General features: G+C 67.5%; 26 protein-coding genes. 10 read left to right on the plus strand and 16 right to left on the minus strand.

Going from position 1 to position 22,858, the window contains the following annotated elements:
- The first annotated feature begins 41 nt into the window (after positions 1–41).
- Entirely contained in the window at positions 42–1,754 is a 1,713-nt protein-coding gene (locus BZF57_RS03515; protein ID WP_086734737.1) for an AmpG family muropeptide MFS transporter, read from the plus strand.
- Here BZF57_RS03515 and BZF57_RS03520 read toward each other — a convergent pair.
- The 6 genes from BZF57_RS03520 to BZF57_RS03545 all read right to left on the minus strand — a co-directional run bounded on the left by BZF57_RS03520 (position 1,751) and on the right by BZF57_RS03545 (position 7,189).
- Complete coding sequence (locus BZF57_RS03520; protein WP_086734739.1) at positions 1,751–3,061, minus strand: bifunctional folylpolyglutamate synthase/dihydrofolate synthase; 1,311 nt, start codon at positions 3,059–3,061, stop codon at positions 1,751–1,753. The genes BZF57_RS03515 and BZF57_RS03520 overlap by 4 nt on opposite strands.
- Before the next feature lie 39 nt (positions 3,062–3,100).
- The gene (gene accD / locus BZF57_RS03525; RefSeq protein WP_086734741.1) at positions 3,101–3,952 is read right to left on the minus strand and encodes an acetyl-CoA carboxylase, carboxyltransferase subunit beta; all 852 of its coding nucleotides are present in this window, start codon (positions 3,950–3,952) and stop codon (positions 3,101–3,103) included.
- Between the two features lie 133 nt (positions 3,953–4,085).
- Entirely contained in the window at positions 4,086–4,865 is a 780-nt protein-coding gene (gene trpA / locus BZF57_RS03530; RefSeq protein WP_086734743.1) for a tryptophan synthase subunit alpha, read from the minus strand.
- Complete coding sequence (locus tag BZF57_RS03535) at positions 4,862–5,218, minus strand: hypothetical protein (protein WP_086734745.1); 357 nt, start codon at positions 5,216–5,218, stop codon at positions 4,862–4,864. The genes trpA and BZF57_RS03535 overlap by 4 nt, the downstream gene beginning before the upstream one ends.
- A complete protein-coding gene (gene trpB, locus BZF57_RS03540; protein WP_240505839.1) occupies positions 5,215–6,399 on the minus strand; it encodes a tryptophan synthase subunit beta in 1,185 nt (394 codons plus the stop codon). Before trpB ends, BZF57_RS03535 begins: the two co-directional genes overlap by 4 nt.
- A gap of 154 nt (positions 6,400–6,553) precedes the next feature.
- Positions 6,554–7,189: a phosphoribosylanthranilate isomerase gene (locus BZF57_RS03545; protein ID WP_086734749.1), complete on the minus strand. Its 636-nt coding sequence runs from the start codon at positions 7,187–7,189 to the stop codon at positions 6,554–6,556.
- A gap of 108 nt (positions 7,190–7,297) precedes the next feature.
- On the opposite strand from BZF57_RS03545, the gene BZF57_RS03550 reads away from it, so the two are divergent.
- Entirely contained in the window at positions 7,298–7,786 is a 489-nt protein-coding gene (locus BZF57_RS03550; RefSeq protein WP_086734751.1) for a hypothetical protein, read from the plus strand.
- Here the strand turns inward: BZF57_RS03550 and BZF57_RS03555 are convergent.
- From BZF57_RS03555 to radC, 6 genes are all read right to left on the minus strand, one after another.
- Positions 7,783–8,289 (minus strand): GNAT family N-acetyltransferase, encoded by a 507-nt coding sequence (locus BZF57_RS03555; protein ID WP_086734753.1) that lies wholly within the window; start codon positions 8,287–8,289, stop codon positions 7,783–7,785. The two genes, BZF57_RS03550 and BZF57_RS03555, sit on opposite strands and share 4 nt — an antisense overlap.
- Positions 8,290–8,291: 2 nt before the next feature.
- On the minus strand, positions 8,292–8,654 hold the full coding sequence (locus BZF57_RS03560; protein WP_086734754.1) for a bleomycin resistance protein: 363 nt from the start codon (positions 8,652–8,654) through the stop codon (positions 8,292–8,294).
- Positions 8,655–8,664: 10 nt separating this feature from the next.
- Positions 8,665–9,339, minus strand: a complete 675-nt coding sequence (gene pyrF, locus BZF57_RS03565; RefSeq protein ID WP_086734756.1) for an orotidine-5'-phosphate decarboxylase — start codon at positions 9,337–9,339, stop codon at positions 8,665–8,667.
- A complete protein-coding gene (locus BZF57_RS03570; RefSeq protein ID WP_086734758.1) occupies positions 9,336–9,734 on the minus strand; it encodes a LapA family protein in 399 nt (132 codons plus the stop codon). Before BZF57_RS03570 ends, pyrF begins: the two co-directional genes overlap by 4 nt.
- 76 nt (positions 9,735–9,810) lie before the next feature.
- Positions 9,811–11,121: an adenylosuccinate lyase gene (gene purB, locus BZF57_RS03575; RefSeq protein WP_086734760.1), complete on the minus strand. Its 1,311-nt coding sequence runs from the start codon at positions 11,119–11,121 to the stop codon at positions 9,811–9,813.
- Positions 11,122–11,189: 68 nt separating this feature from the next.
- Positions 11,190–11,924, minus strand: coding sequence for a RadC family protein (radC, locus tag BZF57_RS03580; protein ID WP_086734762.1), 735 nt, complete (start codon positions 11,922–11,924; stop codon positions 11,190–11,192).
- Positions 11,925–12,023: 99 nt separating this feature from the next.
- On the opposite strand from radC, the gene BZF57_RS03585 reads away from it, so the two are divergent.
- The 8 genes from BZF57_RS03585 (at position 12,024) to BZF57_RS03620 (ending at position 18,890) form a co-directional block, all read left to right on the plus strand.
- Positions 12,024–15,176 (plus strand): intermembrane phospholipid transport protein YdbH family protein, encoded by a 3,153-nt coding sequence (locus BZF57_RS03585; RefSeq protein WP_162290947.1) that lies wholly within the window; start codon positions 12,024–12,026, stop codon positions 15,174–15,176.
- A 107-nt stretch (positions 15,177–15,283) separates the two neighbouring features.
- Positions 15,284–15,454, plus strand: a complete 171-nt coding sequence (locus tag BZF57_RS21580; RefSeq protein WP_086734767.1) for a YnbE family lipoprotein — start codon at positions 15,284–15,286, stop codon at positions 15,452–15,454.
- Positions 15,455–15,482: 28 nt separating this feature from the next.
- Positions 15,483–15,869 carry a YdbL family probable chaperone protein gene (locus BZF57_RS03595; protein WP_206073188.1) on the plus strand — a complete coding sequence of 129 codons (387 nt, stop codon included), beginning with the start codon at positions 15,483–15,485 and terminating at the stop codon, positions 15,867–15,869.
- Between the two features lie 410 nt (positions 15,870–16,279).
- Positions 16,280–16,627, plus strand: coding sequence for an AtpZ/AtpI family protein (locus BZF57_RS03600; protein WP_086735913.1), 348 nt, complete (start codon positions 16,280–16,282; stop codon positions 16,625–16,627).
- 102 nt (positions 16,628–16,729) lie between these two features.
- On the plus strand, positions 16,730–17,491 hold the full coding sequence (locus BZF57_RS03605) for a F0F1 ATP synthase subunit A (RefSeq protein ID WP_086735915.1): 762 nt from the start codon (positions 16,730–16,732) through the stop codon (positions 17,489–17,491).
- Between the two features lie 64 nt (positions 17,492–17,555).
- Positions 17,556–17,780 carry a F0F1 ATP synthase subunit C gene (locus tag BZF57_RS03610; protein WP_066530046.1) on the plus strand — a complete coding sequence of 75 codons (225 nt, stop codon included), beginning with the start codon at positions 17,556–17,558 and terminating at the stop codon, positions 17,778–17,780.
- Positions 17,781–17,866: 86 nt separating this feature from the next.
- Positions 17,867–18,361, plus strand: a complete 495-nt coding sequence (locus BZF57_RS03615) for a F0F1 ATP synthase subunit B family protein (RefSeq protein ID WP_086734772.1) — start codon at positions 17,867–17,869, stop codon at positions 18,359–18,361.
- Positions 18,354–18,890, plus strand: a complete 537-nt coding sequence (locus tag BZF57_RS03620; RefSeq protein WP_086734775.1) for a F0F1 ATP synthase subunit B family protein — start codon at positions 18,354–18,356, stop codon at positions 18,888–18,890. The genes BZF57_RS03615 and BZF57_RS03620 overlap by 8 nt, the downstream gene beginning before the upstream one ends.
- A gap of 61 nt (positions 18,891–18,951) precedes the next feature.
- On the opposite strand, the gene BZF57_RS03625 is transcribed toward BZF57_RS03620, so the two are convergent.
- From BZF57_RS03625 to rpsA, 4 genes are all read right to left on the minus strand, one after another.
- On the minus strand, positions 18,952–19,932 hold the full coding sequence (locus BZF57_RS03625) for an NADPH:quinone oxidoreductase family protein (protein WP_086734777.1): 981 nt from the start codon (positions 19,930–19,932) through the stop codon (positions 18,952–18,954).
- Positions 19,932–20,276 carry a DOPA 4,5-dioxygenase family protein gene (locus BZF57_RS03630; protein ID WP_086734779.1) on the minus strand — a complete coding sequence of 115 codons (345 nt, stop codon included), beginning with the start codon at positions 20,274–20,276 and terminating at the stop codon, positions 19,932–19,934. The genes BZF57_RS03625 and BZF57_RS03630 overlap by 1 nt, the downstream gene beginning before the upstream one ends.
- Before the next feature lies 1 nt (position 20,277).
- Positions 20,278–21,033, minus strand: a complete 756-nt coding sequence (gene gloB, locus BZF57_RS03635) for a hydroxyacylglutathione hydrolase (RefSeq protein ID WP_086734781.1) — start codon at positions 21,031–21,033, stop codon at positions 20,278–20,280.
- 115 nt (positions 21,034–21,148) lie between these two features.
- Positions 21,149–22,855, minus strand: coding sequence for a 30S ribosomal protein S1 (gene rpsA, locus BZF57_RS03640; RefSeq protein WP_086734784.1), 1,707 nt, complete (start codon positions 22,853–22,855; stop codon positions 21,149–21,151).
- Positions 22,856–22,858: the final 3 nt, after the last annotated feature.

The raw sequence follows: 22,858 nt of genomic DNA on the forward strand, positions 1-22,858 counted from the left end.
AAATCCGCCCCGCGAAGATTGGGCCAGGAATGGGATCGTCAATGGCTACAGCCGCACCCGAACATGCTACGCGCCTGTCGCGCTGGATCGCGCTGATGGCGGCGCTGCGCCATCCCAAGACCGCCTATGTCCTGCTGTTCGGCTTTGCCAGCGGGCTGCCCTATGCGCTGCTGCTCGGCACGCTCTACGCCTGGCTGACGGACGCCAAGGTCGATGTCGAGACGATGGGCGTGTTCTCGCTGGTGGGGCTCGCCTATGCCTTCAAATTCCTGTGGTCGCCCGCCCTCGACCGGGTCGATCTGCCGGGGCTGAGGAAGCTCGGCAAGCGCAAGCAGTGGATCGTCACCGCGCAGTTGCTGCTGGGGGCAATCTTGGTGATCCTCTCGGCTCTCGACCCGCTGTCCTCGCTCGGGGTGTTCTCGCTGCTTGCGGGGATCGGTGCCTTCGCCTCCGCAACGCAGGACGTGGTGATCGACGCGTGGCGGGTCGATGTCGCCGACGAGGTAGCGACGATCGACATCCTCTCGACCGTGTTCCAGATGGGCTACCGCGTCGCCGCGCTGGTCGGCGGAGCGCTGGCGCTTTTCATGGCCGAACGGATGGGCTGGCCCGCGGTCTTTGCCAGCATGGGCGGCATTCTGCTGTTCGTCGGCTTCCTCGGCCTCTTCGCTCCCGATGCCGAGCGCAGCGCCGCCGCACTGGAAAGCGAGCGCGCCAATCTCGGCACGCTGCGGCAGGCGGGACAGATCGCCCCCCGGGTGCGCGCCTATGCGCTTGCCGCTGTCGCCGTGCTGTGGGGCTGGGCGCTGTTCATCGTGCTCGACTTCATGGTGGCCTCGCTGACGGCGACGCCCGAGACACGGCCGGATTCGACCGCCTTCGTTAGCCAGATGGGCCCGCTTATCGTGATAGCGACCGTGGTGATCCCCGGAGCCATCGCCGGGTGGCTGGAGGCGATGCGCAAGTCCGGTCGCCATGTCCTCGCTGCTGATGCGCCCGCGACCGGCGCGCTCGATACCGCGCTCGACCACGGCTACCGCGCGCTCATCCTGCCGCTGGCCGAGATCATCGGGCGTCTGAAATGGGCCGCGGTGCTGGTGATCGCGCTGGTGCTGTCATACCGCATCACCGACGCGATCTGGGGCAGCTTTGCCTACCCCTTCTATCTGGGCGAACTGCAATACACCAAGGACGAGGTCGCGATTGCCTCCAAGTTCTTCGGCGTCGGCGCGCTGATCGTGGGGCTGGCGGCCGGGGGCACGCTGCTGACCGTTATCGGCCGCATGAGCACGCTGACGCTGGGCGCGGTAATCGCGGCGCTGACCAACCTGCTCTATGCCGACCTTGCCGTGGGCGGCGCGCGGATGCAGGCGGTGAGCGATGCCATCGGCTTCACCACGCTGATCGCGCAGTTCGGCGCGGAGGAGCGCATGGGCCGCCTGATGCTCGCCATCGGCGCGGAGAACATCGCGGTCGGCATCGCGGGCGCGGCCTTCGTCGCCTACCTCTCGAGCGTCGTGGCCAAGGGCTACAGCGCGGTGCAGTATGCGCTTCTGTCCTCGCTGACGATGCTGGTGGGGACGCTGGGGCGGCCTGCGCTGGGCCAGATGATCGAGGAGCGCGGCTATTACGACGTGTTCCTGCTGACGACCGCGATCGGCGCCTTTGCGGTGGTCTTGTGCGTAGTGGAATGGGTGCGGCAGGCAAGGTCGGGCCGGGCCGACAACGCGCCGCCGCCCGAGCCGGAGATCTAGTCCGGCAGCTCGTCATTGAGCCGCAGCACCTCGCCCGCGAGGTAGAGCGAGCCGGCGACGAGGATCGGCAGGCCGTCGTCCGGGATCATCGCCAACGCGCTCGGCACATCGGGCGCCGCGCGTGCCGAGGGGCCGAAGGCGGACGCCGGGTGCCAGTCATGCCCCGGCACCGGCACGGCGGTGATGCTGGCGAGGCAAGCGGCAAGCGGTCCGATCAGCGAGGTGGGGTCCTTGCTCTCGATCATGCCGATAACGAGGTGCAGGCGCTGCCCTGCGAAATGCGCGCCGATCATCGCGCCCGCCTGCGGATTGTGCCCGCCGTCGAGCCACACTTCGCGTGCCCCTGTCAGCGGGCCGGGGGCGAGGCGCTGCATTCGGGCAGGCCAGCTGGCGTTCAAAAGCCCGTCATCAACGGCATCGTCAGAGATTTTGATCCGATTCTGAAACCGCAACATTGCAATTGCCAACCCGGCATTGAAAACCTGATGTTCGCCTGCGATTGCCGGTAAGGGCAGGTAGTTTTCAGTCCCAAGAACTTCCCCATCGGAAAAGTACATTTCAGTTCCCTCGACGGCGCAAACCCAATTCTTCCCGTATTGGATCAGAAGCGGTCCGACGCGCTTGGCCACCGCATGAATTGCTGCTCGCGATGGCAAGGGATATAGCTCGCCCATTGTCACCAGCGGCACGCCGCGCTTGGCGATCCCCGCCTTCTCGAAGGCGATCCGCGCCATCGGTTCCTTGGGCACGCCCTCCTCGGGGGCGAGCAGGAAGCGTTCGTGATCCAGGCCGAGCGCGGCGATCCCGCAGGCGGCGAGCGCCTCGGGTTCGAGCACATTGGTCGCATCGAAGCGCCCGCCCATGCCGACTTCGACCACGCAGACGTCAGCGGGCACACGGCTGAAGGCGAGGAAGGCGGCGGCGATGGTGACTTCGAAGAAGCTGGGGCCGAGGTCGTCTCCGGCGTCCAGCACCTCTTCGAGGACGTCCGCCAGCATCACGTCCGAGATCAGCTCTCCGGCCAAGCGGATGCGCTCGTTGTAGCGCACGAGGTGGGGGGAGGTGGTGACGTGAACCTTGTAACCTTCGGCCTCCAGCATCGCGCGCAGGAAGGCGCAGGTGGAGCCCTTGCCATTGGTGCCCGCCACGTGGAACACCGGCGGCAGCTGGCGGTGCGGATTGCCGAGGCGCTCCATCAGGGCGCGAATCGTTTCCAGCCCGAGCCGCCCCTGCGGCAGGCTCAGCGCGGCGAGGCGATCAAGCTGGGCCTGAACGCGCGGATCGTCGGATTTGCCGAAGTCTCTCATGCCCACCCCCGGCCCCTCCCGCAGGCGGGAGGGGAGAGCTTACGCCGCCTTCACGGGTGCCAGATAGTCGAGCACCTGCGCCAGCGTCGCCTTCAGCTCGTGGCGGGAGACGACCATGTCGACCATGCCGTGCTTGTGGAGATATTCGGCGCGCTGGAAGCCCTCGGGCAGCTGCTCGCGGATCGTGTCCTGGATCACGCGCTGGCCGGCAAAGCCGATCAGCGCGCCGGGCTCGGCGATGTGGATGTCGCCGAGCATCGCGTAGCTCGCGGTAACCCCGCCGGTCGTTGGGTCAGTCAGCACCACGATATAGGGGAGGCCGGCATTCTTCAGCCGCCGCGTCATCACCGTTGCGCGCGGCATCTGCATGAGGGAGAGGATCCCCTCCTGCATCCGCGCGCCGCCCGCTGCGGTCACCACAATATAGGCGCACTTGCGATCGAGCGCCTTCTGCGCGCCGTTGCAGAAGGCCTGCCCCACGGCCATGCCCATCGAGCCGCCCATGAAGCTGAAGTCCTGCACACCGACCACCGCCGGCTGCGCGTCGATGAAGCCCGAGCCGACCACGAAGGCATCCTCATGCGGGTTCGCGGCGCGCGCGGCCTTGAGACGGTCGGTGTATTTCTTGGTGTCCTTGAACTGGAGCGGGTCCTCGGTAACCTTGGGCAGCGGCAGCACCTCGAAGCCCGCATCGAGCAGCAGGCCGAGCCGCGCGTCGGCACCGATGCGGCCGTGATGCTCGCACTTGGGACACACGCTGAGGTTCGCCTCGTAATCCGCGACGAAGAGCATCTCCTGGCAGGAGGGGCACTTGATCCACAGATCCTTCTCGGTGGACTTCTTTTCGGGCGCGAAGCCCAGCGAATTGCGGACGCGGGTGAACCAGTTCATGGGCGGTGTCCTAATCCAAATTGGTCGTCATTGCGAGCCGAAGGCGAAGCAATCCATGGACAAACGGTCGAGCAGGCCGCGACGTTCCACGATGGATTGCCGCGTCGCTGCGCTCTTCGCAATGACGAAGAAACTAACGGGCGGTGTGAACGGCCTCGGCCAGCGCGGCGGTTAGCGTCTTGAGGTGCGCGGGAGCCTCGGCGCCGTACTGGCCGCAGATCTCCACCAGCGCCGATCCGACCACCACGCCGTCGGCCACCTTGGCGATTTCGGCGGCCTGTTCGGGCGTGCGCACCCCGAAGCCGACTGCGACGGGGATGTTGGTGGACTTCTTGATGCGCGCGACATTCTCTTCGATGCTGGCGATCTGGGCCTGTTGCTTGCCGGTGATCCCGGCGACCGAGACGTAGTAGAGGAAGCCTTCCGAGCCCTCGAGCACCTGCGGCAGGCGCGCGGCGTCGGTCGTCGGCGTGGCGAGGCGGATCGGGGCGATGCCCTTGGCGCGCAGGGCCGGGCCGAGCGCGTCGTCCTCCTCGGGCGGGATGTCGACGCAGATGACGCCGTCGACGCCTGCCGCAGCGGCTGCCTCGGCGAACCACTCGGGGCCGCGGCGGACCATCGGGTTGGCATAGCCCATCAGCACCAGCGGCACGTCAGGATGCCGGGCGCGGAAATCGGTCGCGTAGCGCAACACATCGGCGGTGGTCGTGCCCGCGCCGAGCGAGCGCAGGTTGGCGCTCTGGATCGCGGGGCCATCGGCCATCGGATCGGTGAAAGGCATGCCGAGCTCGATCACATCCGCCCCGGCTTCCACCAGCGCATCGAGATTGGCCGCGGTGTCGCCATCGCCCGCGGTGATGAAGCAGACGAGGGCGGGGCGGGGCTGGGCGAAGGTGGTGGTGAGGCGGGTCATGCGGGCTTTCGGTAAGCGCTGAAATAGAACGCCATTGTCAAGGAGACGACGGCACATCTGATGAGGGTTTCAGTCCAGTCGATTCGGGTCTCTGGAAAAACGACAAGGGCCAAGGCGTAGACGCCCACCATGACCACAAATATCAATGGCATCCGCTTCAGTGCATCGAGCGGGCGTAGCCGCAGTTCCCCACGCGACATTCGCATCACCGCGTTGCCAGCGAGCAGCACCATGCCAGCGATGATCGAGAGCGCGGCGACGGCCATGATGCCGACATTGTCCTGCCCAAGGGCATTCCACAGCAACGCGGCGACAAAGCCAAGGCCGGTGACGATCCAGCCGACTGTCTTCAAAGCTCGACCCCCAGACGCTCCGCGACCGTGAAAATATCCTTGTCGCCGCGCCCGCACAGGTTGGCGAGGATGATGCTGTCTTTCGGCATGGTCGGCGCGACCTTCTTCACCGCCGCGATGGCGTGCGAAGGTTCGAGCGCCGGAATGATCCCCTCGGTCGCGCAGAGCAGCTGGAAGGCGTCCAGCGCCTCCTCGTCGGTGACGGCGGTGTAGTCGACGCGGCCGCTTTCCTTGAGCCACGCGTGCTCCGGCCCGATGCCGGGGTAGTCGAGGCCGGCGCTGATCGAGTGACCCTCGGTGATCTGGCCGTCCTCGTCTTGCAGCAGATAGGTGCGGTTGCCGTGGAGCACGCCGGGCGATCCGCCGAGCAGGCTCGCGGCGTGTTCGTCGCCATCCAACCCGTGGCCCGCCGCTTCGACGCCGAGCATCTTCACGCTCGGGTCATCGAGGAAGGGATGGAACAGCCCCAGCGCGTTCGACCCGCCGCCGATCGCCGCGACCAGCAGGTCGGGCAGGCGCCCCGTGCGGGCGAGCATCTGCGCGCGGGCTTCTTTGCCGATCACGCTCTGGAAGTTGCGGACCATCTCGGGATAGGGGTGCGGGCCGGCCGCGGTGCCGATGATGTAGAAGGTGTCGTGGACATTGGCGACCCAGTCGCGCAGGCCCTCGTTCATCGCGTCCTTGAGTGTCGCGCCGCCGCTGGTGACGGGGACGACCTCGGCCCCGAGCAGCTTCATGCGGAACACGTTGGGCGATTGGCGCTTCACATCCTCGGCGCCCATGTAGATCACGCAAGGCAGGCCGAAGCGCGCGCAGACCGTCGCCGTTGCGACCCCGTGCTGGCCCGCTCCGGTCTCGGCGATGATGCGGGTCTTGCCCATGCGGATCGCGAGCAGGATCTGCCCGATGCAATTGTTGATCTTGTGCGCGCCGGTGTGATTGAGCTCGTCGCGCTTGAACCACACTTGTGCGCCGCCCAATTCCTCGGTCAGTCGGGGCGCGAAATAGAGCGGGGAGGGGCGACCGACATAGTGCTCAAGCAGATCGTCGAACTCGGCCTGGAACGCGGGGTCGTTCTGTGCCTTGCGGTATTCGCGCTCGAGATCGAGCACCAGCGGCATCAGCGTCTCGGCGACATAGCGCCCGCCGAACTGGCCGAAATGGCCGCGCGAGTCTGGCATTTGCCGAAAGCTGTTGGCTTTCGGCGGGGGGCTGGCGCTGAAGGAGTTGGGAGAGTTCATAGGATCATCAATGCCGTTCGTGTCGAGCGCAGTCGAGACACTTTGCTGCGCCGCAGGTTGGCCTCTCGACTTCGCTCGAGGCGAACGGGAGAGGTTACGCTTGCCGAGCCGCTTTGCAGAAGGCGGCGATCTTGTCCACGTCCTTGATGCCGGGGCCGCGTTCGACGCCGGAGGAGGTGTCGACCAGCGGCGCGCCGGTGAGGCGGATAGCATCGGCGACATTGGCGGGGGTGAGCCCGCCCGCAAGGCCCCAGGGGACCGGCCCCTTGTAGAAGCGCAGCAGATTCCAGTCGAAGGCCGTGCCATTGCCGCCCGGAAGCGCGGAGGCAGGGGCGTCGAACAGCAGGCGGTCGACCGCGCCGTGGAACCGGGCGGCCACATCGAGCGCGGCAGCATCCTTCACCGCGAGCGCGCGCCACGCCTCGATCCCGGTCTCGGCGCGGAAACGGGCGAGGGCCTCGGGGGTCTCGGCCCCGTGAAACTGGATGACATCGGGGGCGACTGTCCGAACCGCCTCGGCCAGCAGTGCGGGATCGGCGTTGACCAGCAGCAGCACCGCCTTGACGTGCGCGGGCACCTGCCGCCGCAGCGCCGCAGCGTCCGCCAGCGCAAGGTGCCGCGGGCTCTTGGCGAAGTGGACGAAGCCGACGTGGCTCGCCCCGGCACCCACCGCCGCAGCGAGGGTCTCGGGCGTCGAAATTCCGCAGATCTTGACGAGGGGGGCAGCCATGGCCTTCGCGCTCTAACCCCTGTGCGCCTTGGCGTGAAGCGGGAAGTGCTTGACCTGCCTGCATCCTCCGCTCCAGTTTCGCAGATACGCAACAGGGAGAGGTCGCCGATGAAAGTCCGTTCGCTTGCAGCCCTCGCGGGCGCCGTCCTGCTCGCCGCGTGCAATCCGGCGGCGCAGGTCGAGGACGCCTCCGCGCAGGTCAAGACGCTTCAGGCGCTCTACAACAAGGGCGACGCCGCCGCATTCTACAAGGCGGGCGGCAAGGCCCTGCGCAAGACCGCGTCCGCCGAGCAGGTCGAGAGCACCATGACCCTGATTGCCTCGCGGCTCGGCAAGGTCCGGGAGAGCAAGCAGACCGGGTTCAACACCGCCTTCAACAACGGGGTCACCGTCACTACGATCGTGATGCAGACCCGCTTCGAACGCGGCGAGGGCACGGAGACCTTTGTTTTCGAGGGCTCGGGCAAGGACATGGAGCTTGCCGGATGGAACGTGAACTCGCCGCTGCTGGTGCTCAGCCCCGAGGACGTGAAGAAGCTGACGGCGGATGAAGGCGGCAAGGATGCCCCTCCGGTGCAGGTCCTCTCGCAGCGCTAGAGCGGCTTTTCCAGCACCACGAAATTGACCGGCGGATCGCGCAGCACGGGGAAGGGGCGGCGCTCGCCGGTGAAGGCATAGCCGCGCCGCTCGTACCACGCGATCAGGCTGTCGCGGCTGTCGATCACGGTCATTTCCATCGCGGCAAGGCCCTGCGCGCGGGCGAGATCCTCGGCGGCTTCGAGCAGCTTGCGGCCGAGGCCCGCCGATTGCAGCGTCGGCAGCACGCACAGCATCCCGAGGTAGCCCAGCTGGGTGTCCTTGCGCGTCACGGCGACACAACCGACCAGCGAATCGCCGACGCGCGCGGTGAGGATCGTCACCGCCGGATCGGCAAGCAGCGCGTCGAGCTCCTCGCGGCTGGTGCGCTCGTCGTCGAGGATGTCGGCTTCGTGGTTCCACCCCTGCCGCGCCGAATCGCCGCGATAGGCGGCTTCGAGCAGCTCCTTGAGCGCAGGCGTGTGGGCGGGGGTGGCGGGGGTGATGGTGATCGTCGTGGTCATGCTCAGTCGTTCTGGATCAGCCGCAGCAGCGAACCGTCGGGGTCGATCAAGTAGGCGATGGTGAGGCCCGAGTCTTCCAGCCGGGGCGGGTGGTAGCGCGGGATGCCCTGCCGCGCATCGGGCACGCCGCTCGCCTCGACCTGCGCCATCAGGCCCGGCAGATCGTCGACCCTCAGGCACGAGCCGAAGGACGACTGGTAGGGGTCGAGATCGGGCCAGGGGAAGAATTCGAGCGTCAGCCCCCCGCGCGAGAGGATCATCCACCCTTGCGAGCGGTAGTCCTCCTCGAACCCGAGCATGGCATAGAATGCTGCGGTCGCGGCGAAGTCGCGGGCGGGGAGATTGGGGGTGGCGTGATCGGTCACATCCGCCCGCCTAAAGCGTCGCCTCGATCGCCCGCGCGGCGGCGGCCGGGTCTTCTGCGCGGCTGATCGGGCGGCCGATCACCAGCACGCTCGCGCCGGCATCGCGCGCGGCGCGGGGGGTGACGGTGCGCTTCTGGTCACCGGTGCCGCTGCCCGAGGGGCGCAGGCCGGGGACGACGAAATAGCCGTCCTTCCACGCCTTCCGGACCATGCCCACTTCCTGCCCCGAGCACACGATCCCGTCGAGGCCCGCCGCATGGGCGAGCTCGGCCAGGCGCATCACCTGCGTCTCGGCGCTGCCATAGACGCCGGTTGCGGTAAGGTCATTCGCATCGAGGCTGGTGAGCATCGTCACCGCGACCACCTTGGTGCCTGCGGCGGCGGCCGCCTTGGCATCCTCCAACATCGCGCGCCCACCGCTGGCGTGGACGGTGACGATCGCGGGCTCATAGACATGGATCGCCTGCATCGCGGCGGCGACCGTGTTGGGGATGTCGTGGAACTTCAGATCGAGGAAGATCGGCAGACCGAGATGCGCGATCTCGTGCACCCCGTGCGCGCCGTGGGCGCAGAAGAATTCGAGGCCGAGCTTCACCCCGCCGATATGCGCCTTGACCTTCTCGACCAGCGCCTTGGCCGGTTCGAGCTGGGGAACGTCGAGCGCGAGGTAGATGGGATTGCTCATTCGCCGCCTCCTGCATCGCCGGCATCGCCCGCATCGGCGGGGCTGAACACGTCGGCGGGTTCTCCCGTGGTTTTGCCGGAGTTGTCCACAGGGCTGTCAGCCACCTGCGGGGCGACCGTGCCGCCGCTCATGTCCGCGCGGTGCGCCATCGCGGTGTTCTTGAGCGAATTCTCGAGCGCGCGGATGCGGCGGTTCTGCCCCCACACGACGCTGCGATGCACCGCCCACATCGGCAGGAAGCCGGCGGTGAAGGCGAGCAGCGCCAGCACCGGCACCTTGGTTTCGAGCACGAGGTTCTGCCACAGCCGCAGCTCCACCGGCTCCCAGTTGTAGGCGGCGAAGATCAGGAAGCCGATCGCGGCCAGAACCCAGATGATGGTGCGAAGAATCCTCACGAAACCTGCCTCTCCCGGTGCGATCCGATACGCGCGAGACTAAGCGATCCGTCCCTCGAGTCCAGCGCCGCCGCCGTCATCCGAAGACCCGGGCGAAAATCGTGTCGACGTGCTTGAAGTGGTAGCCGAGGTCGAACTTCTCCTCGAGCTGCTGCGCCGTGAGCGCGGCGGTTACATCGGGATCGGCCTTGAGCAGATCGAGCAGCGAGAGCTCGCCGTCCGATTCCCACACCTTCATCGCGTTGCGCTGGACGAGGCGATAGCTCTCGTCGCGGGTGAGGCCGGCCTGGGTCAACGCCAGCAGCACGCGCTGCGAGTGGATGAGGCCGCCCATGCGGTTGAGGTTCTTCTCCATCCGCGCAGGATAGACCAGCAGCTTCTCGACCACGCCGGTCAGGCGGGCGAGGGCGAAGTCGAGGGTGATCGTGGCATCCGGCCCGATGTAGCGCTCGACCGAGGAGTGCGAGATGTCGCGCTCGTGCCACAGCGCGACGTTCTCGAGCGCGGGGGTGACGGCGGAGCGCACCACGCGGGCAAGGCCGGTGAGGTTTTCGGTGAGGATCGGGTTGCGCTTGTGCGGCATCGCCGAGGAGCCCTTCTGGCCGGGGGAGAAATACTCCTCGGCCTCAAGCACTTCGGTGCGCTGCAGGTGGCGGATTTCGACAGCGAGGCGCTCGATCGAGGAGGCGATCACGCCCAGCGTCGCGAAGAACATCGCGTGGCGATCACGCGGGATCACCTGGGTCGAGACGGGCTCGACCGCCAGCCCAAGCTTTTCCGCGACATATTCCTCGACCGCCGGATCGACATTGGCGAAGGTGCCGACCGCGCCCGAGATGGCACAGGTCGCGATTTCCGCGCGCGCGGCAACCAGACGGGTGCGGCAGCGGGCGAATTCGGCATAGGCCTCGGCGAGCTTTAAGCCGAAGGTCACCGGCTCGGCATGGATGCCGTGGCTGCGGCCAATCGTCGGCGTGTATTTGTGCTCCTCTGCGCGGGTGCGGATCGCGGCCAGCAGCGCATCGAGATCGGCGAGCAGGATATCGCTCGCCCGCGCCAGCTGCACCGAAAGCGTCGTGTCGAGCACGTCGGAGCTGGTCATGCCCTGGTGCATGAAGCGCGCTTCCTCGCCCACTTCGCGCGCCACCCAGTCGAGGAAGGCGATCACGTCATGCTTGGTGACGGCCTCGATCGCATCGATCGCCTCGACGTCGATCTTCGGATCAGTCGCCCACCAGTCCCACAGCGCCTTGGCCGCCGACTGCGGGACGACGCCCAGATCGGCGAGCTTCTGCGTCGCATGCGCCTCGATCTCGAACCAGATGCGGTACTTCGCCTCCGGCTCCCACAGGGCGGTCATGGCAGGGCGGGCATAACGGGGGACCATCGGCGGCTCCGGATGAGGGTCGAACGTGGCCGAGCGGCTAGGCGGACGGAGCGCTTATGGCAAGAGCGTCAGATGAGGCCCTTGGCGCGCAGGGACGTATGCCCCTCGCGCCCGATGATCACGTGATCGTGGACGGTGACGCCCATGTGCCGCCCGGCCTCGGCGATGCGCTGGGTGATCAGGATGTCGGCGCGGCTGGGTTCGGGCGAGCCGGAGGGGTGGTTGTGGACGAGGATCATGGCGGATGCGCCGACGTCCATCGCGCGGCGGATCACCTCGCGCGGGTGGATCGCGGCTTCATCGATGGAGCCGTCGCCCACGTGATGATCCTCGATCAGGCGGTTCTTGGTATCGAGATAGAGCACCCGCACGCGCTCGACCGTGAGGTGCGCCATGTCGGTGGTGAGGTAGTCGATCAGCGCCTGCCAGCTTCCGAGCACCGGCTTGCCCATGATCTCGCCCCGCGCCATGCGCCGCGCGGCGGTGGCCACGGCCTTGAGCGCAGCGGCGGAGTTCTCGCCTACCCCCTTCACCCGCTGGAGCGCCTTGGGATCGGCGTTCATCACGCCCGCAAGGCTGCCGAACTGGGCGAGCAGCGCCTTGGCGAGCGGCTTGGTGTTGCCGCGCGGGATGGCGGCGAAGAGGAGGTATTCGAGCACCTCGTAATCCGCGAGCGCCTCGGCCCCGCCGGTCAGCAGCCGGGCACGCAGCCGCGCGCGGTGGCCATCGCCCGCGGCCTTGCCCGCATCCCAATCGGGCACGGCACCGTCGAGAAAATCGAAACTGTCTTCAGCTTCCGGCAATGCGACCTCCGGGAAAGCCTTGCTTCCAGCTGCCTCATTGCCTTTGGACGATGATGCGCGCAAGTGGCGGAGACGATGCGTCAATCGGACGGTGAGGACATGAACGGGCCACACGGCGGCAGCACGCCGGGCAAGCGCCGCTGGCTGCGCCGCTTTGCTCTGGGCGCCGCGGCGCTGGCGCTGGTGGGCGGCACCGGCGCGTGGCTCTCGCGCGAGCGAATCGCCGAGGACGTGATCGACGGCTATCTCGCCGAGCGCGGGGTTCCGGCGACCTACCGGATCGTCAGCCTCACCCCCTCGCAGCAGGTGATCGAGAACCTCGTGGTGGGCGATCCGGCGAAGCCCGACCTCACTGTCAGGCGCATGGTGATCGACCTCGGCGTCGGCTGGAGCGGGCCGGAAGTGCGCCGCGTGTCGGTGGAGGGCGCGCGGGTCTTTGCCAGCTACAGGGGCGGTGCCTTCAGCCTCGGCAAGCTCGATCCGCTGGTGTTCACCGGGAGCAAGGAGCCTGCCGCGCTCCCCGCGATCGATGTGCAACTGGCCGACGCGCGCGGGCTGATCGAGAGCGATTACGGGCGCGTGGGCGTGAAGCTCGAGGGGGCAGGGCGGCTCGATGACGGGTTCGCCGGCACACTCGCCGCGACCGCGCCGGGGATCGGCACGGAAGGCTGCCGCGCGGGCAAGGCGACGCTCTACGCGAAGCTGACGACCGCGAAGGGCGCGCCGGAACTCGATGGGCCCTTGCGCCTTGCCGATCTCGCCTGCGGCGGTGCGACGCTGGCGCGGGCGGATATCGGCACCAAGGCGAGCATCAGCCCCGATTTCGCCGCGGCCGAGGCGGATTTCAACGTCACCGGCGGCGGGGCGCGTTTCGCCAGCATCACGGCAGCCGGAATCGGCGGGACTGCCGAGCTCGGCTGGTCGCAGGGACGCCTCGCGCTCGGACACAATCTCGCGCTGAGCGGCATCGCCACACCGCAAGGCCGCCTCGCGCGGCTCGCGGCGGAGGGGAGCTGGCGCGGCGCAACCGATGGCGCGAGCGGGCAATGGGAAGGCACCCTGCGCGGCACGGGCCTTGCCCCCGCGACCGATCTCGCCGTCAGCCTCGCCTCGGCCGAACGCTCGGCCGAGGGCACGCTCATCGCCCCGCTGCTCGCCCGGTTCCGCACCGGGCTCGGCGCAGCACTCGACGGGGCGAGCTTCCGCGGCGATGCGATCGTCCGCCACAAGGGCAGCGAGGCTTCGCTCGTCGTGCCGCAGGCCAGCCTCGCCAGCCGCCGCGGTGCGCGGGTGCTCGCACTCTCGCGCCTCAATGCGGCGATCGGCAGCGGCGGGGTCAGCGGCCTTGCGGGCGATTTCATCGCGGGCGGGGAGGGGCTTCCCGTCATCAACGGCCGCATGGCGCAGGACCGCAGCGGCGGCGGCTGGACGATGCGCATGGCGATGGCCGACTACGCCGCCGGGCCCAACCGCCTCGCCATCCCCCGCATCGCGCTGCGCGGCACGCCCGAGGGTGCCTTCACCTTCGAGGGCCTCGCCACCGCCAGCGGCGAGTTGCCGGGGGGCGGGGTCAACGACCTCACGCTCCCGCTCGAAGGGCGCTGGTCGCCCACAGGCGGCCTCGCGATGGGCACGCGCTGCACGCCGGTGCGTTTCGCCAAGCTGGCGCTGTCCGGCCTCACCCTCGGCAGCCAGCAGATCACGCTCTGCCCCGAGGGCGGGGCGCCGATCCTCGCCTATGGCAATTCGCTCCGCCTGGCCGCCCGCACCGGCGCGCTCCAGCTTGACGGCACGCTCGGCGAAAGCCCCGCGAGCCTTTCCGCCTCAAGCGTCGTGCTGCGCTACCCGCAACCCTTCGCCCTCGAGAACCTCGCCGCACGCATCGGCGCGGGCGATAGCGAGGTGCGCTTTGCCGCCGCCAGCCTCACCGGCACGCTCGGCAGCGCCATCGAAGGGTCTTTCAGCGGCGGCACCGCAAGGCTCGCCGCCGTCCCGCTCGACATGGGCGCGATCGCCGGGCGCTGGCGCTTTGCCGACAGCGTGTTGCAGCTGACCGACGCGAGCCTCACCGTCTCCGACCGCCCGCCCGAGGGCCTCGCGCGCTTCACGCCTTTGGGCGCGCAGGGCGCGAGCCTCACACTTGCCGACGGGCGCATCACCGCCGAGGCGAGCCTGCGCCACCCCGATTCGGGCCGCCGGATCGCCGACGTCGCGATCCGCCACGATCTCGAAACCGCCATCGGCAACGCCCGCCTCACCGTGCCCGGCATCGTCTTCGACAAGGCCTTCCAGCCCGAAGATCTCTCCTACCTCGCCAAGGGCGTCGTCGCGCTGGCGGACGGCACCGTCACCGGCAACGGGCGGATCGACTGGAAGGACGGCAAGGTCACCAGCAGCGGCACCTTCGCCAGCGACGGCTTCGATTTCGCCGCTGCCTTCGGCCCGGTGCGCGGATTGAAGGGCCAGGTCGTCTTCACCGACCTCCTCAATCTCACCACCGCGCCCGACCAGAAGCTGACCATCGCCGCGATCAACCTCGGGGTGGAGGTGCTGGCGGGCACAGTCCAGTTCGAGCTGAAGGACGGCACGCTCCTTGCCCTCGAGGACGCGCGCTTCCCCTTCATGGGCGGCACACTCACCATGCGCCCGCTGGTGATGGACTTCAGCCAGCCCGAGGAGCGGCGCTATGTCTTCGACATCGCCGGGCTCGATGCCGCCAAGTTCGTCGCGCAAATGGAGCTCACCAACCTTTCGGCCACCGGCATCTTCGACGGCACCGTGCCGGTGGTGTTCGACAAGGAGGGCCGCGGCCGGATCGATGGCGGCCTGCTCCAGGCGCGCGAGGGCGGGGGCAATGTCGCCTATGTCGGCGAGCTGACCTACGAGGACCTCGGCACGATGGGCAATTACGCCTTCTCGGCGCTGCGCTCGCTCGATTATCGCCAGATGAGCGTGGGGCTGGGCGGGCAGCTCGATGGCGAGATCATCACCAGCTTCCAGTTCGATGGCGTGCGGCAGGGCGCGGGCACCAGCCAGAACTTCGTCACCCGCCGCCTCGCCAAGCTGCCGATCCGCTTCAAGATCAACGTGCGCTCGGAGAATTTCTACCAGCTCGCCACGATGGTGCGATCCTTCTGGGATGCCGATTACCTCGGCAACCCCGTCGATATGGGCCTGCTCAAGGCCGAGGAAGGCCGCTTCGTCCCCGCCATTCCGCCCGTTCAACCTCCCGAAAGCGAAGACAAGCCATGATGCAACACGAATTGACCGCAAGGCGGCGCGCTGCCACATCCCGGCCTGAGGGCGGGGAAGGGGCAGCACCGATGAAGCGGCAAGTCAGGAACAGGCGCCGGGCATTGATGGCCGGAAGCGTGATCCTTTCGGCAGGGAGCCTCGGCGGATGCATCAACATCGCCGCGCCCGAAGAGCCGATCGTGATCGAGCTCAACATCAATATCCGGCAGGAAGTGGTCTACCGTCTGGCCAAGGATGCGGCCAACACGGTGGAGGAGAATGCCGACATCTTCTGATGAAGGCATTCCCGTTTTTGGAGGAATGATGATGCGCAGTAAGCTTCTTGCAGGGATCGGAGCCGCTGCCGTACTGGCAGTGCTCGCCGTGCCCGCGCTCGCCCAGCAGCGCGATCCGGCCTATGCCGCCGCGCGCGAGGCGGGCAAGGTCGGGGAAAAGCCCGACGGCTATCTCGGCATTGTCGGTGCGGCCGATCCGGCGCTCCAGCGTCTGGTCGACGACATCAATATCAAGCGCAAGGCGATCTACATGGAAAAGGCGCGCGAGCAGAACGCCACGCCCGAAGCCTATGCGCTGACCGCCGGCTGCCAGGCGATCGCCCGCACCGTGCCGGGCGAGAAGTACATGGCGCCCGACGGCACCTGGCAGACCCGCACCAGCGCCCCGCCGGTGCGCGATCAGCGTTGTCCTTGATGATTGCGACCCCGCCTACGCGGGGTCGTCCTCGGTGCTGATCCCGGCGCTGCGCGCCGGGGCACCTGCGGCTCGCGCCGTGCGCTCGCGGTCGCTGTGCGACCGATCCCGGCTCTCCGCAAATTGCCTTGGCGCTTTGCTCCGTTATCCCCGCGAAGGCGGGGCTCCAGCTGGCCCTTGTAGGTTACAGAAACCTCGATGGGCCCCTGCCTTCGCAGGGGCGACGCACAAGAGGCAACTCACGCAACATCCTCACGGCGCGACGTCTCTCTTCCCGCCACCTTTTCTTCGCACCTGCACAAAGTCACCCCGCCCGATGTTGACACATATCAGCCCCCCTTCTAAGGGGGCGGCGCCCTCGGCGGGCACCTTGTTGCATGTGGCTTGGCCTTGCCTTTAAGGACGATGGCATGAGCGACGAGAAACCCGCACGAGAACCCATTCACGAGGATGCGCGGATCGACGCGCTCGAAGCGCGGCTCAAGGCCGCACGCGAGCGCGAAGAGCAGCGCAACCGGCCGCAGGTGAAGGGCGCCGATGCGAATTACCGCAGCGGCGACCGCGTCTTGGCCAACCTTCTGGGCGGGATCATCGGCGGCCTGGTGATCGGCTTTGCGATTGACGCACTGTTCGACATCGCGCCCTGGGGCCTGTTAGGCGGTCTGTTCCTCGGAACGGCATCGGCTTTCAGAAACCTTATCCAGAGCGCGAACACGCGCCCCGCAGAGCCGGACCAGAGGGACACAGACGGGGTCTAGACCCCCTCTCGACCCCCTCCAGACCCGGTTCAGGGGCGTGTTTCATGTGAAACATTTGGGGATCTTTCGATCGTGGCAGCCGAAGAAGGCAAGGTCGATCCGATGAAGCAGTTCACAATCGAGCCCGTTGCGGGCGCCGATTGGCAACTGGCTGACGGTGTCGGCATCGCGTTCACCAACTCCGCGCTGTGGATGGCGGTCACCGCTCTCCTGGTGACCCTGTTTGTCGCCGGCGGCATGAAGCGCTCGCTGGTGCCGGGTCGCTGGCAGATGGCGGTCGAGACCATGACCGGCTTCATCGACGATCTGCTCGAAGCGAACGTCGGCAAGGCGGGGCGCAAGTACGTGCCCTATATCTTTACGCTTTTCATGTTCATCCTGTTCGGGAACCTGCTCGGCCTGGTGCCGCTCGGCCTGATCCCGCACATGCATGCCTTCACCTTCACCAGCCACTTCACCGCGACCGGCGTGCTGGCGATCATGAGCTTCTCGATCGTGCTGATCGTGGGCTTCTGGAAGCACGGCTTCCACTTCTTCTCGCTGTTCTGGCCCTCGAACACCCCGGTGTTCCTCGCGCTGCCGATCAGCCTGATCGAAGTCGTGTCCTTCATGGTCCGCCCCTTCAGCCTCGCGCTGCGTCTGTTCGTCGCCATGATGGCCGGCCACGTCCTCCTCAAGGTGCTAGCGAGCTTCGTGATCGCCGGCGGCAGCGCGGGTGCGGGCCTCGGCGTGCTGGTCGGCGTGCCCAGCTTCGTCCTGATGGTGGCGATCAGCGCGCTCGAAATCCTCGTGGCCGGCATCCAGGCCTACGTCTTCGCGCTGCTGACCTCGCTCTACATCAACGACGCGGAAAACCTTCACTGAGGGCCTTCTCAGGCGCTCTTCACTACCCTCGACAACAAACAGAATTTCAACGGAGTTTAATACCATGGACGCACAAGCTGCAGCTCTTCTCGGTGCCGGTCTCGCGGCGATCGGCGCTGGCCTCGCCGCTCTCGGCGTGGGCAACGTCTTCGCCTCGTTCCTCGAAGGCGCGCTGCGTAACCCCGGCGCTGCCGACGGCCAGCAGGGCCGCCTGTTCATCGGCTTCGCGGCTGCCGAACTTCTCGGCCTGCTGGCGTTCGTGATCGCCGTTCTGCTGATCTTCAGCTAAGACGACACGCGCATCTGCCTGACGCTGCGGGGCTGCCCTCGCGCGTCCGGCAGGTCGCCCAACGGCGTTCCGGCTAAAGGTTCATCATGCCTCAGATCCAACAAATGTCCGAATACCTCACCAGCCAGGTTTTCTGGTTGCTGGTGTTCTTCGGCTTCACCTTCGTGGTCGTCGGCCTCGGAATGGTGCCCAAGATCCTCGGCACGGTCGAGATGCGTGACAACCAGATCGCCGGCGATCTCGCCGCGGCCCAGGCCGCGCGCGATGCTGCCGACGCCGAGGAAGCCGCCTGGCGGACCCGCGAGAACGCCAACCGGGCCGCGGCCCAGGGCGTGATCGGCGAGGCCAAGGCCAAGGCGGCCGCCGCCACCGCGGCCAAGCTGGCCGAGACCCAGACCCGTCTCGACGCCCGTCTGGCCGAAGCCGAAACCGCCATCGCCGCCGCCCGCAGCAGCGCGATGGCCGAGATCGAAGGCGTCGCCGCCGACGTCGCGCGTGACATCGTCGCCCGCGTGGCTGGCGCGAACGTCGAACCCGCCGCCGCCGAGGCCGCGGTCAAGGAGGTCATGGCGCATGGCTGACATCGTGACCCTGCTCGCCGCCGCCGGTGCCGAAGCGCACCACGCCGATCCGAGCGTGCTCGGTATGGACACCTACCAGTGGGTCGCGCTCGCGATGACCGTGCTGCTCGGCGTGTTCCTGTGGAAGAAGGTCCCCGGCATCATCACCGGCGGGCTCGACAACAAGATTGCCGAGATCCGCAAGGCGCTCGACGAGGCCAAGACCCTGCGGGCCGAGGCCGAAGCCCTGCGTGCCGAATACGCCGCCAAGATCGCATCGGCCGAAAAGGACGCCGAAGCGATGCTTTCGGGCGCGCGTGAGGAAGCCGACGCGATCCTCGCCAAGGCCGAAGCCGACAGCGAAGTGATGGTCGCCCGCCGCCAGAAGATGGCCGAAGACAAGATCGCCGCCGCCGAGCGCGCTGCGGTCGCCGAGGTCAAGGCCCGCGCCGTGACCGCAGCCGCCGCCGCCTCCAAGGTGCTGATCGCCAAGGCGCACGACGGCAAGGCCGACAAGAAACTTGCTGACGACGTCATCGCCTCGCTCTGAGCGACGCTGCCGACGGAACACGAAAGGGCGGTCCTGCGGGGCCGCCCTTTTCGTTTGCGCCTCAGGTTCCCGGCACAAATACTACTTTGCCGACGAGGTCACGCTGCGCCATCGCATCGAAGCCCTCGCGCCAGCGGGAGAGGGGGAGGGTGCGGTCGATCGCGGGGGTGATCGCGCCTGCCTCTGCCAGCTTCGCGATGGCGCGGTTGATCGCCTGTCCCCGCTCGGGGAAGCGGCGGGCGTATTCTCCTGCGCGCAGGCCGATGATGCTGAAGCCCTTGATCAGCGGGATGTTGGTCGAGACGTCAGCGATCCGGCCCGAGGTGAAGCCCACGACCACCAGCTTGCCGCCGAATGCGACGCAGCGGGTCGATTCGTCGAAGACGTCGCCGCCCACGGGATCGAAGACGATGTCGGCGAGCGCGCCGCCGATCAGCTCGGCCACCTGCTCGCGGAAGCGACCCTCGGCGGTGATGACCGCGTCCGGGCGGGCGAGGGCGGTGATGCGCCCGGCCTTGGCGGGCGAGCCGGTGGTGGCGATCACCCGCGCACCGAGCGCTCGCGCAAGGTCGCAGGCGGCAAGGCCCACACCTCCGCTTGCGCCGTGGACCAGCACCCATTGGCCCTCCTGCAAGCCTCCGAGCTCGACGAGGCCGGTAAAGGCCGTCGAATAGGCCGCGCCCATCGCTGCCGCCGCGGGGAAGTCCATGCCCTGTGGCATCCGCGAGAGCTTGCCCGCTGGCACGCTGGCATATTCGGCGAAGGCGCCGGTCTTGTTGCCGCCCATTACCCTGTCACCGGGAGCAAAGCCGCTCGCCGGATCGGCCTCCAGCACCTCGCCTGCAAATTCGAGCCCGCTGGTGAAGGGCACCTCGGGTTTGAACTGGTATTCCCCTTGCGTCATCAGCAGGTCGGGGAAGTTGAGCGATGCGGCGCGCACCTGCACCAGCACCTCGCCAGGCGCGCGCGCGGGGACGGGGAGGTCGGCGAGCGCCACGCCCGACAGGTCGCCCGAGAGGCGCTCTACGAGCAGGCCCTGCATCAGCCGAAGATCGTGAGGTCAAGCGGTTCGGACGGGCCGAACCACACGACGTAACTGGTGTGATCGGCGCGGTCGTCGCCCGACAGGCCGTGGGCGAAGATCGTCAGCTCCCCGCGCTCGTGCAGCGCCCAGAGCGCGAATTCGGCGAAGGTCGCGGGGCTCATCGAAAGCTGGCACGACCCGCGCGGATGGGGGCCGATGGGGGCGAGGTGGAAGTGTCCGACCGCGATCTTGAAGCGCGTCTGCGCCCGCGCGGCGAAATCCTGCGCGAGGGCGACCTCGCCCGGATCGAAGTAGATATGCGCGTGAAAGCCCCGGATCGCCGGAGCGTCAGTCGCGGACATCTCAGAAGCTGTCCTTGGCCGCCCGGAGCGCCGCGAAGGTCTCGTGCGGGGCAGCGCCGCCCCACTTCGCCATCAGCGCGGGATCGTCGGCGCGCAGGAAGGGGTTGGTGGCAAGCTCGCGTTCGAGGGTGGTCGGCACGGTCCACTCGTCCCGCGCGCGCTTGGCGGCGATTTCCTCGGCATAGGCGGCAAGGGCTGCGTTATCCGGATCGGCGTGGAGCGCGAAGCGGGCGTTGGACGCAGTGTATTCGTGCGCGCAGTAGAGCAGGGTTGCGGGCGGCAGCGCCTTGATGCGGCTGAGGCTCGCCCAGAACTGCTTGGGCTCGCCCTCGAACATCCGCCCGCAGCCCAGCGCGAAGACCGAATCGCCGACAAAGGCGATGCCGGCCGAGGGCAGGTGGAAAGCGATATGGCCGTTGGTGTGGCCCGAGACGTCGATCACCGCCGCTTCTACCGCGCCCAGCTGGACCGTGTCGCCATGTGCGACCACGCGGTCGATCGGGAACTTGCCCTCGACCTCGGCGGGGCCGAGGATCGTGCAGCCGCTCGCCTCCTGGATCGCGGCGTTGCCGCCCGCGTGATCGGGGTGCCAGTGGGTGTTCCAGATCTGCGTGATCCGCCAGCCCTTCAGTTCGGCTTCCAGCAGGTAGGCCTTGGCGTCGGGGGTGTCGATCGCGACGGTCTCGTGGCTCTCGGTGTCGTGGACGAGATAGCCGTAATTGTCGCTGAGGCAGGGGAACTGGTGAACGTGGATCATGGGGTGATCCTACCCCTGCGTTCCCGAATAGAAAAGGCCCGCCTGCTCGGGTGAGCAGGCGGGCCTTTCATGTTGCGTCAGGCGTTCACCGCAGAGCGAACGCCTTGCGCTATCCTTACTCGCTGCCCTTCTTGAGCGCGGCGCCGAGGATGTCGCCGAGCGAAGCGCCCGAGTCCGACGAACCGAACTGTGCGACTGCTTCCTTCTCTTCGGCGATCTGACGCGCCTTGATCGAGAAGTTCGGCTTCTTCGAACGGTCGAAGCCGATCACCATCGCATCGACCTTGCTGCCGACCTGGAAGCGGTCCGGACGCTGCTCGTCGCGGTCGCGGCCGAGGTCCGAGCGCTTGATGAAGCCGGTCGCGCCGTCTTCGCCAACCTGCACTTCGAGGCCGCCGTCGCGCACTTCGAGCACGGTGACGGTGACGGTCTGGTTCTTGCGCAGCGAGCCCGCAGTCGAGGCACCTTCAGCCGAGGGCGCGCCCTTTTCGAGCTGCTTCATGCCGAGGCTGATGCGCTCCTTCTCGACGTCCACATCGAGCACGACGGCCTTGACCATCTCGCCCTTGCGGTGGAGCGCCAGCGCATCCTCGCCCGAGATGCCCCAGGCGATGTCCGACATGTGGACCATGCCGTCGACGTCGCCGTCGAGGCCCACGAACAGGCCGAACTCGGTCGCGTTCTTGACTTCGCCTTCGACGACCGAGCCGACCGGGTGCTTCTCGGCGAACTCGTCCCACGGGTTGCGCTGGGCCTGCTTGAGGCCGAGGCTGATGCGGCGCTTGTCGCTGTCGACTTCGAGCACCATCACGTCGACTTCCTGCGAGGTCGAGACGATCTTGCCCGGGTGGACATTCTTCTTGGTCCAGCTCATTTCCGAAACGTGGACGAGGCCTTCGATGCCCGGCTCGAGCTCGACGAAGGCGCCGTATTCGGTGATGTTGGTCACCTGGCCCGTCAGCTTCATGCCGACCGGGTACTTGGCCGAGACGCCATCCCACGGATCGCTTTCAAGCTGCTTCATGCCGAGGCTGATGCGCTGCGTTTCGGCATTGATGCGCACGATCTGCACGGTCACGGTGTCGCCGATGGCGATCACTTCGCTCGGGTGGTTGACGCGCTTGTAGCTCATGTCGGTGACATGCAGCAGGCCGTCAATGCCGCCGAGGTCGACGAACGCACCGTAATCGGTGATGTTCTTGACCACGCCGTCGATGATCTGGCCTTCGACCAGGTCATTGATGAGCTCGCTGCGCTGTTCGGCGCGGGTTTCCTCGAGCACCGCACGACGCGAGACGACGATATTGCCGCGGCGACGGTCCATCTTGAGGATCTGGAAGGGCTGCGGCACGTCCATCAGCGGGGTCACGTCGCGCACGGGGCGGATGTCGACCTGCGAGCCGGGGAGGAACGCCACGGCGCCGTCGAGGTCGACGGTGAAGCCGCCCTTGACGCGGCCGAAGATGCGGCCTTCGACACGCTTGCCTTCGCCGAATTCGCTTTCCAGCTTGTCCCATGCGGCTTCGCGGCGGGCGCGGTCACGCGAGAGCATGGCTTCGCCATCGGCGTTCTCGACGCGGTCGACGAAGACCTCGACTTCGCCGCCGACGGTCAGGCCGTGGTCGTCCTCGCCACGCGAGAATTCCTTGAGGGAGATACGGCCTTCGCTCTTGAGGCCGACGTCGATCACGGCAAAGCCGTTCTCGATCGCGGTGACGGTGCCCTTGACGACGCGGCCTTCGAAGCCTTCATCGCCGGCGCCGCCGAGCTGTTCGTTGAGGAGCGCTTCAAAATCGGCGCGGGTGGGCATTTGCGTTGCCATAAT

Source organism: Erythrobacter colymbi, assembly GCF_002155685.1.
Lineage (GTDB): Bacteria > Pseudomonadota > Alphaproteobacteria > Sphingomonadales > Sphingomonadaceae > Erythrobacter > Erythrobacter colymbi.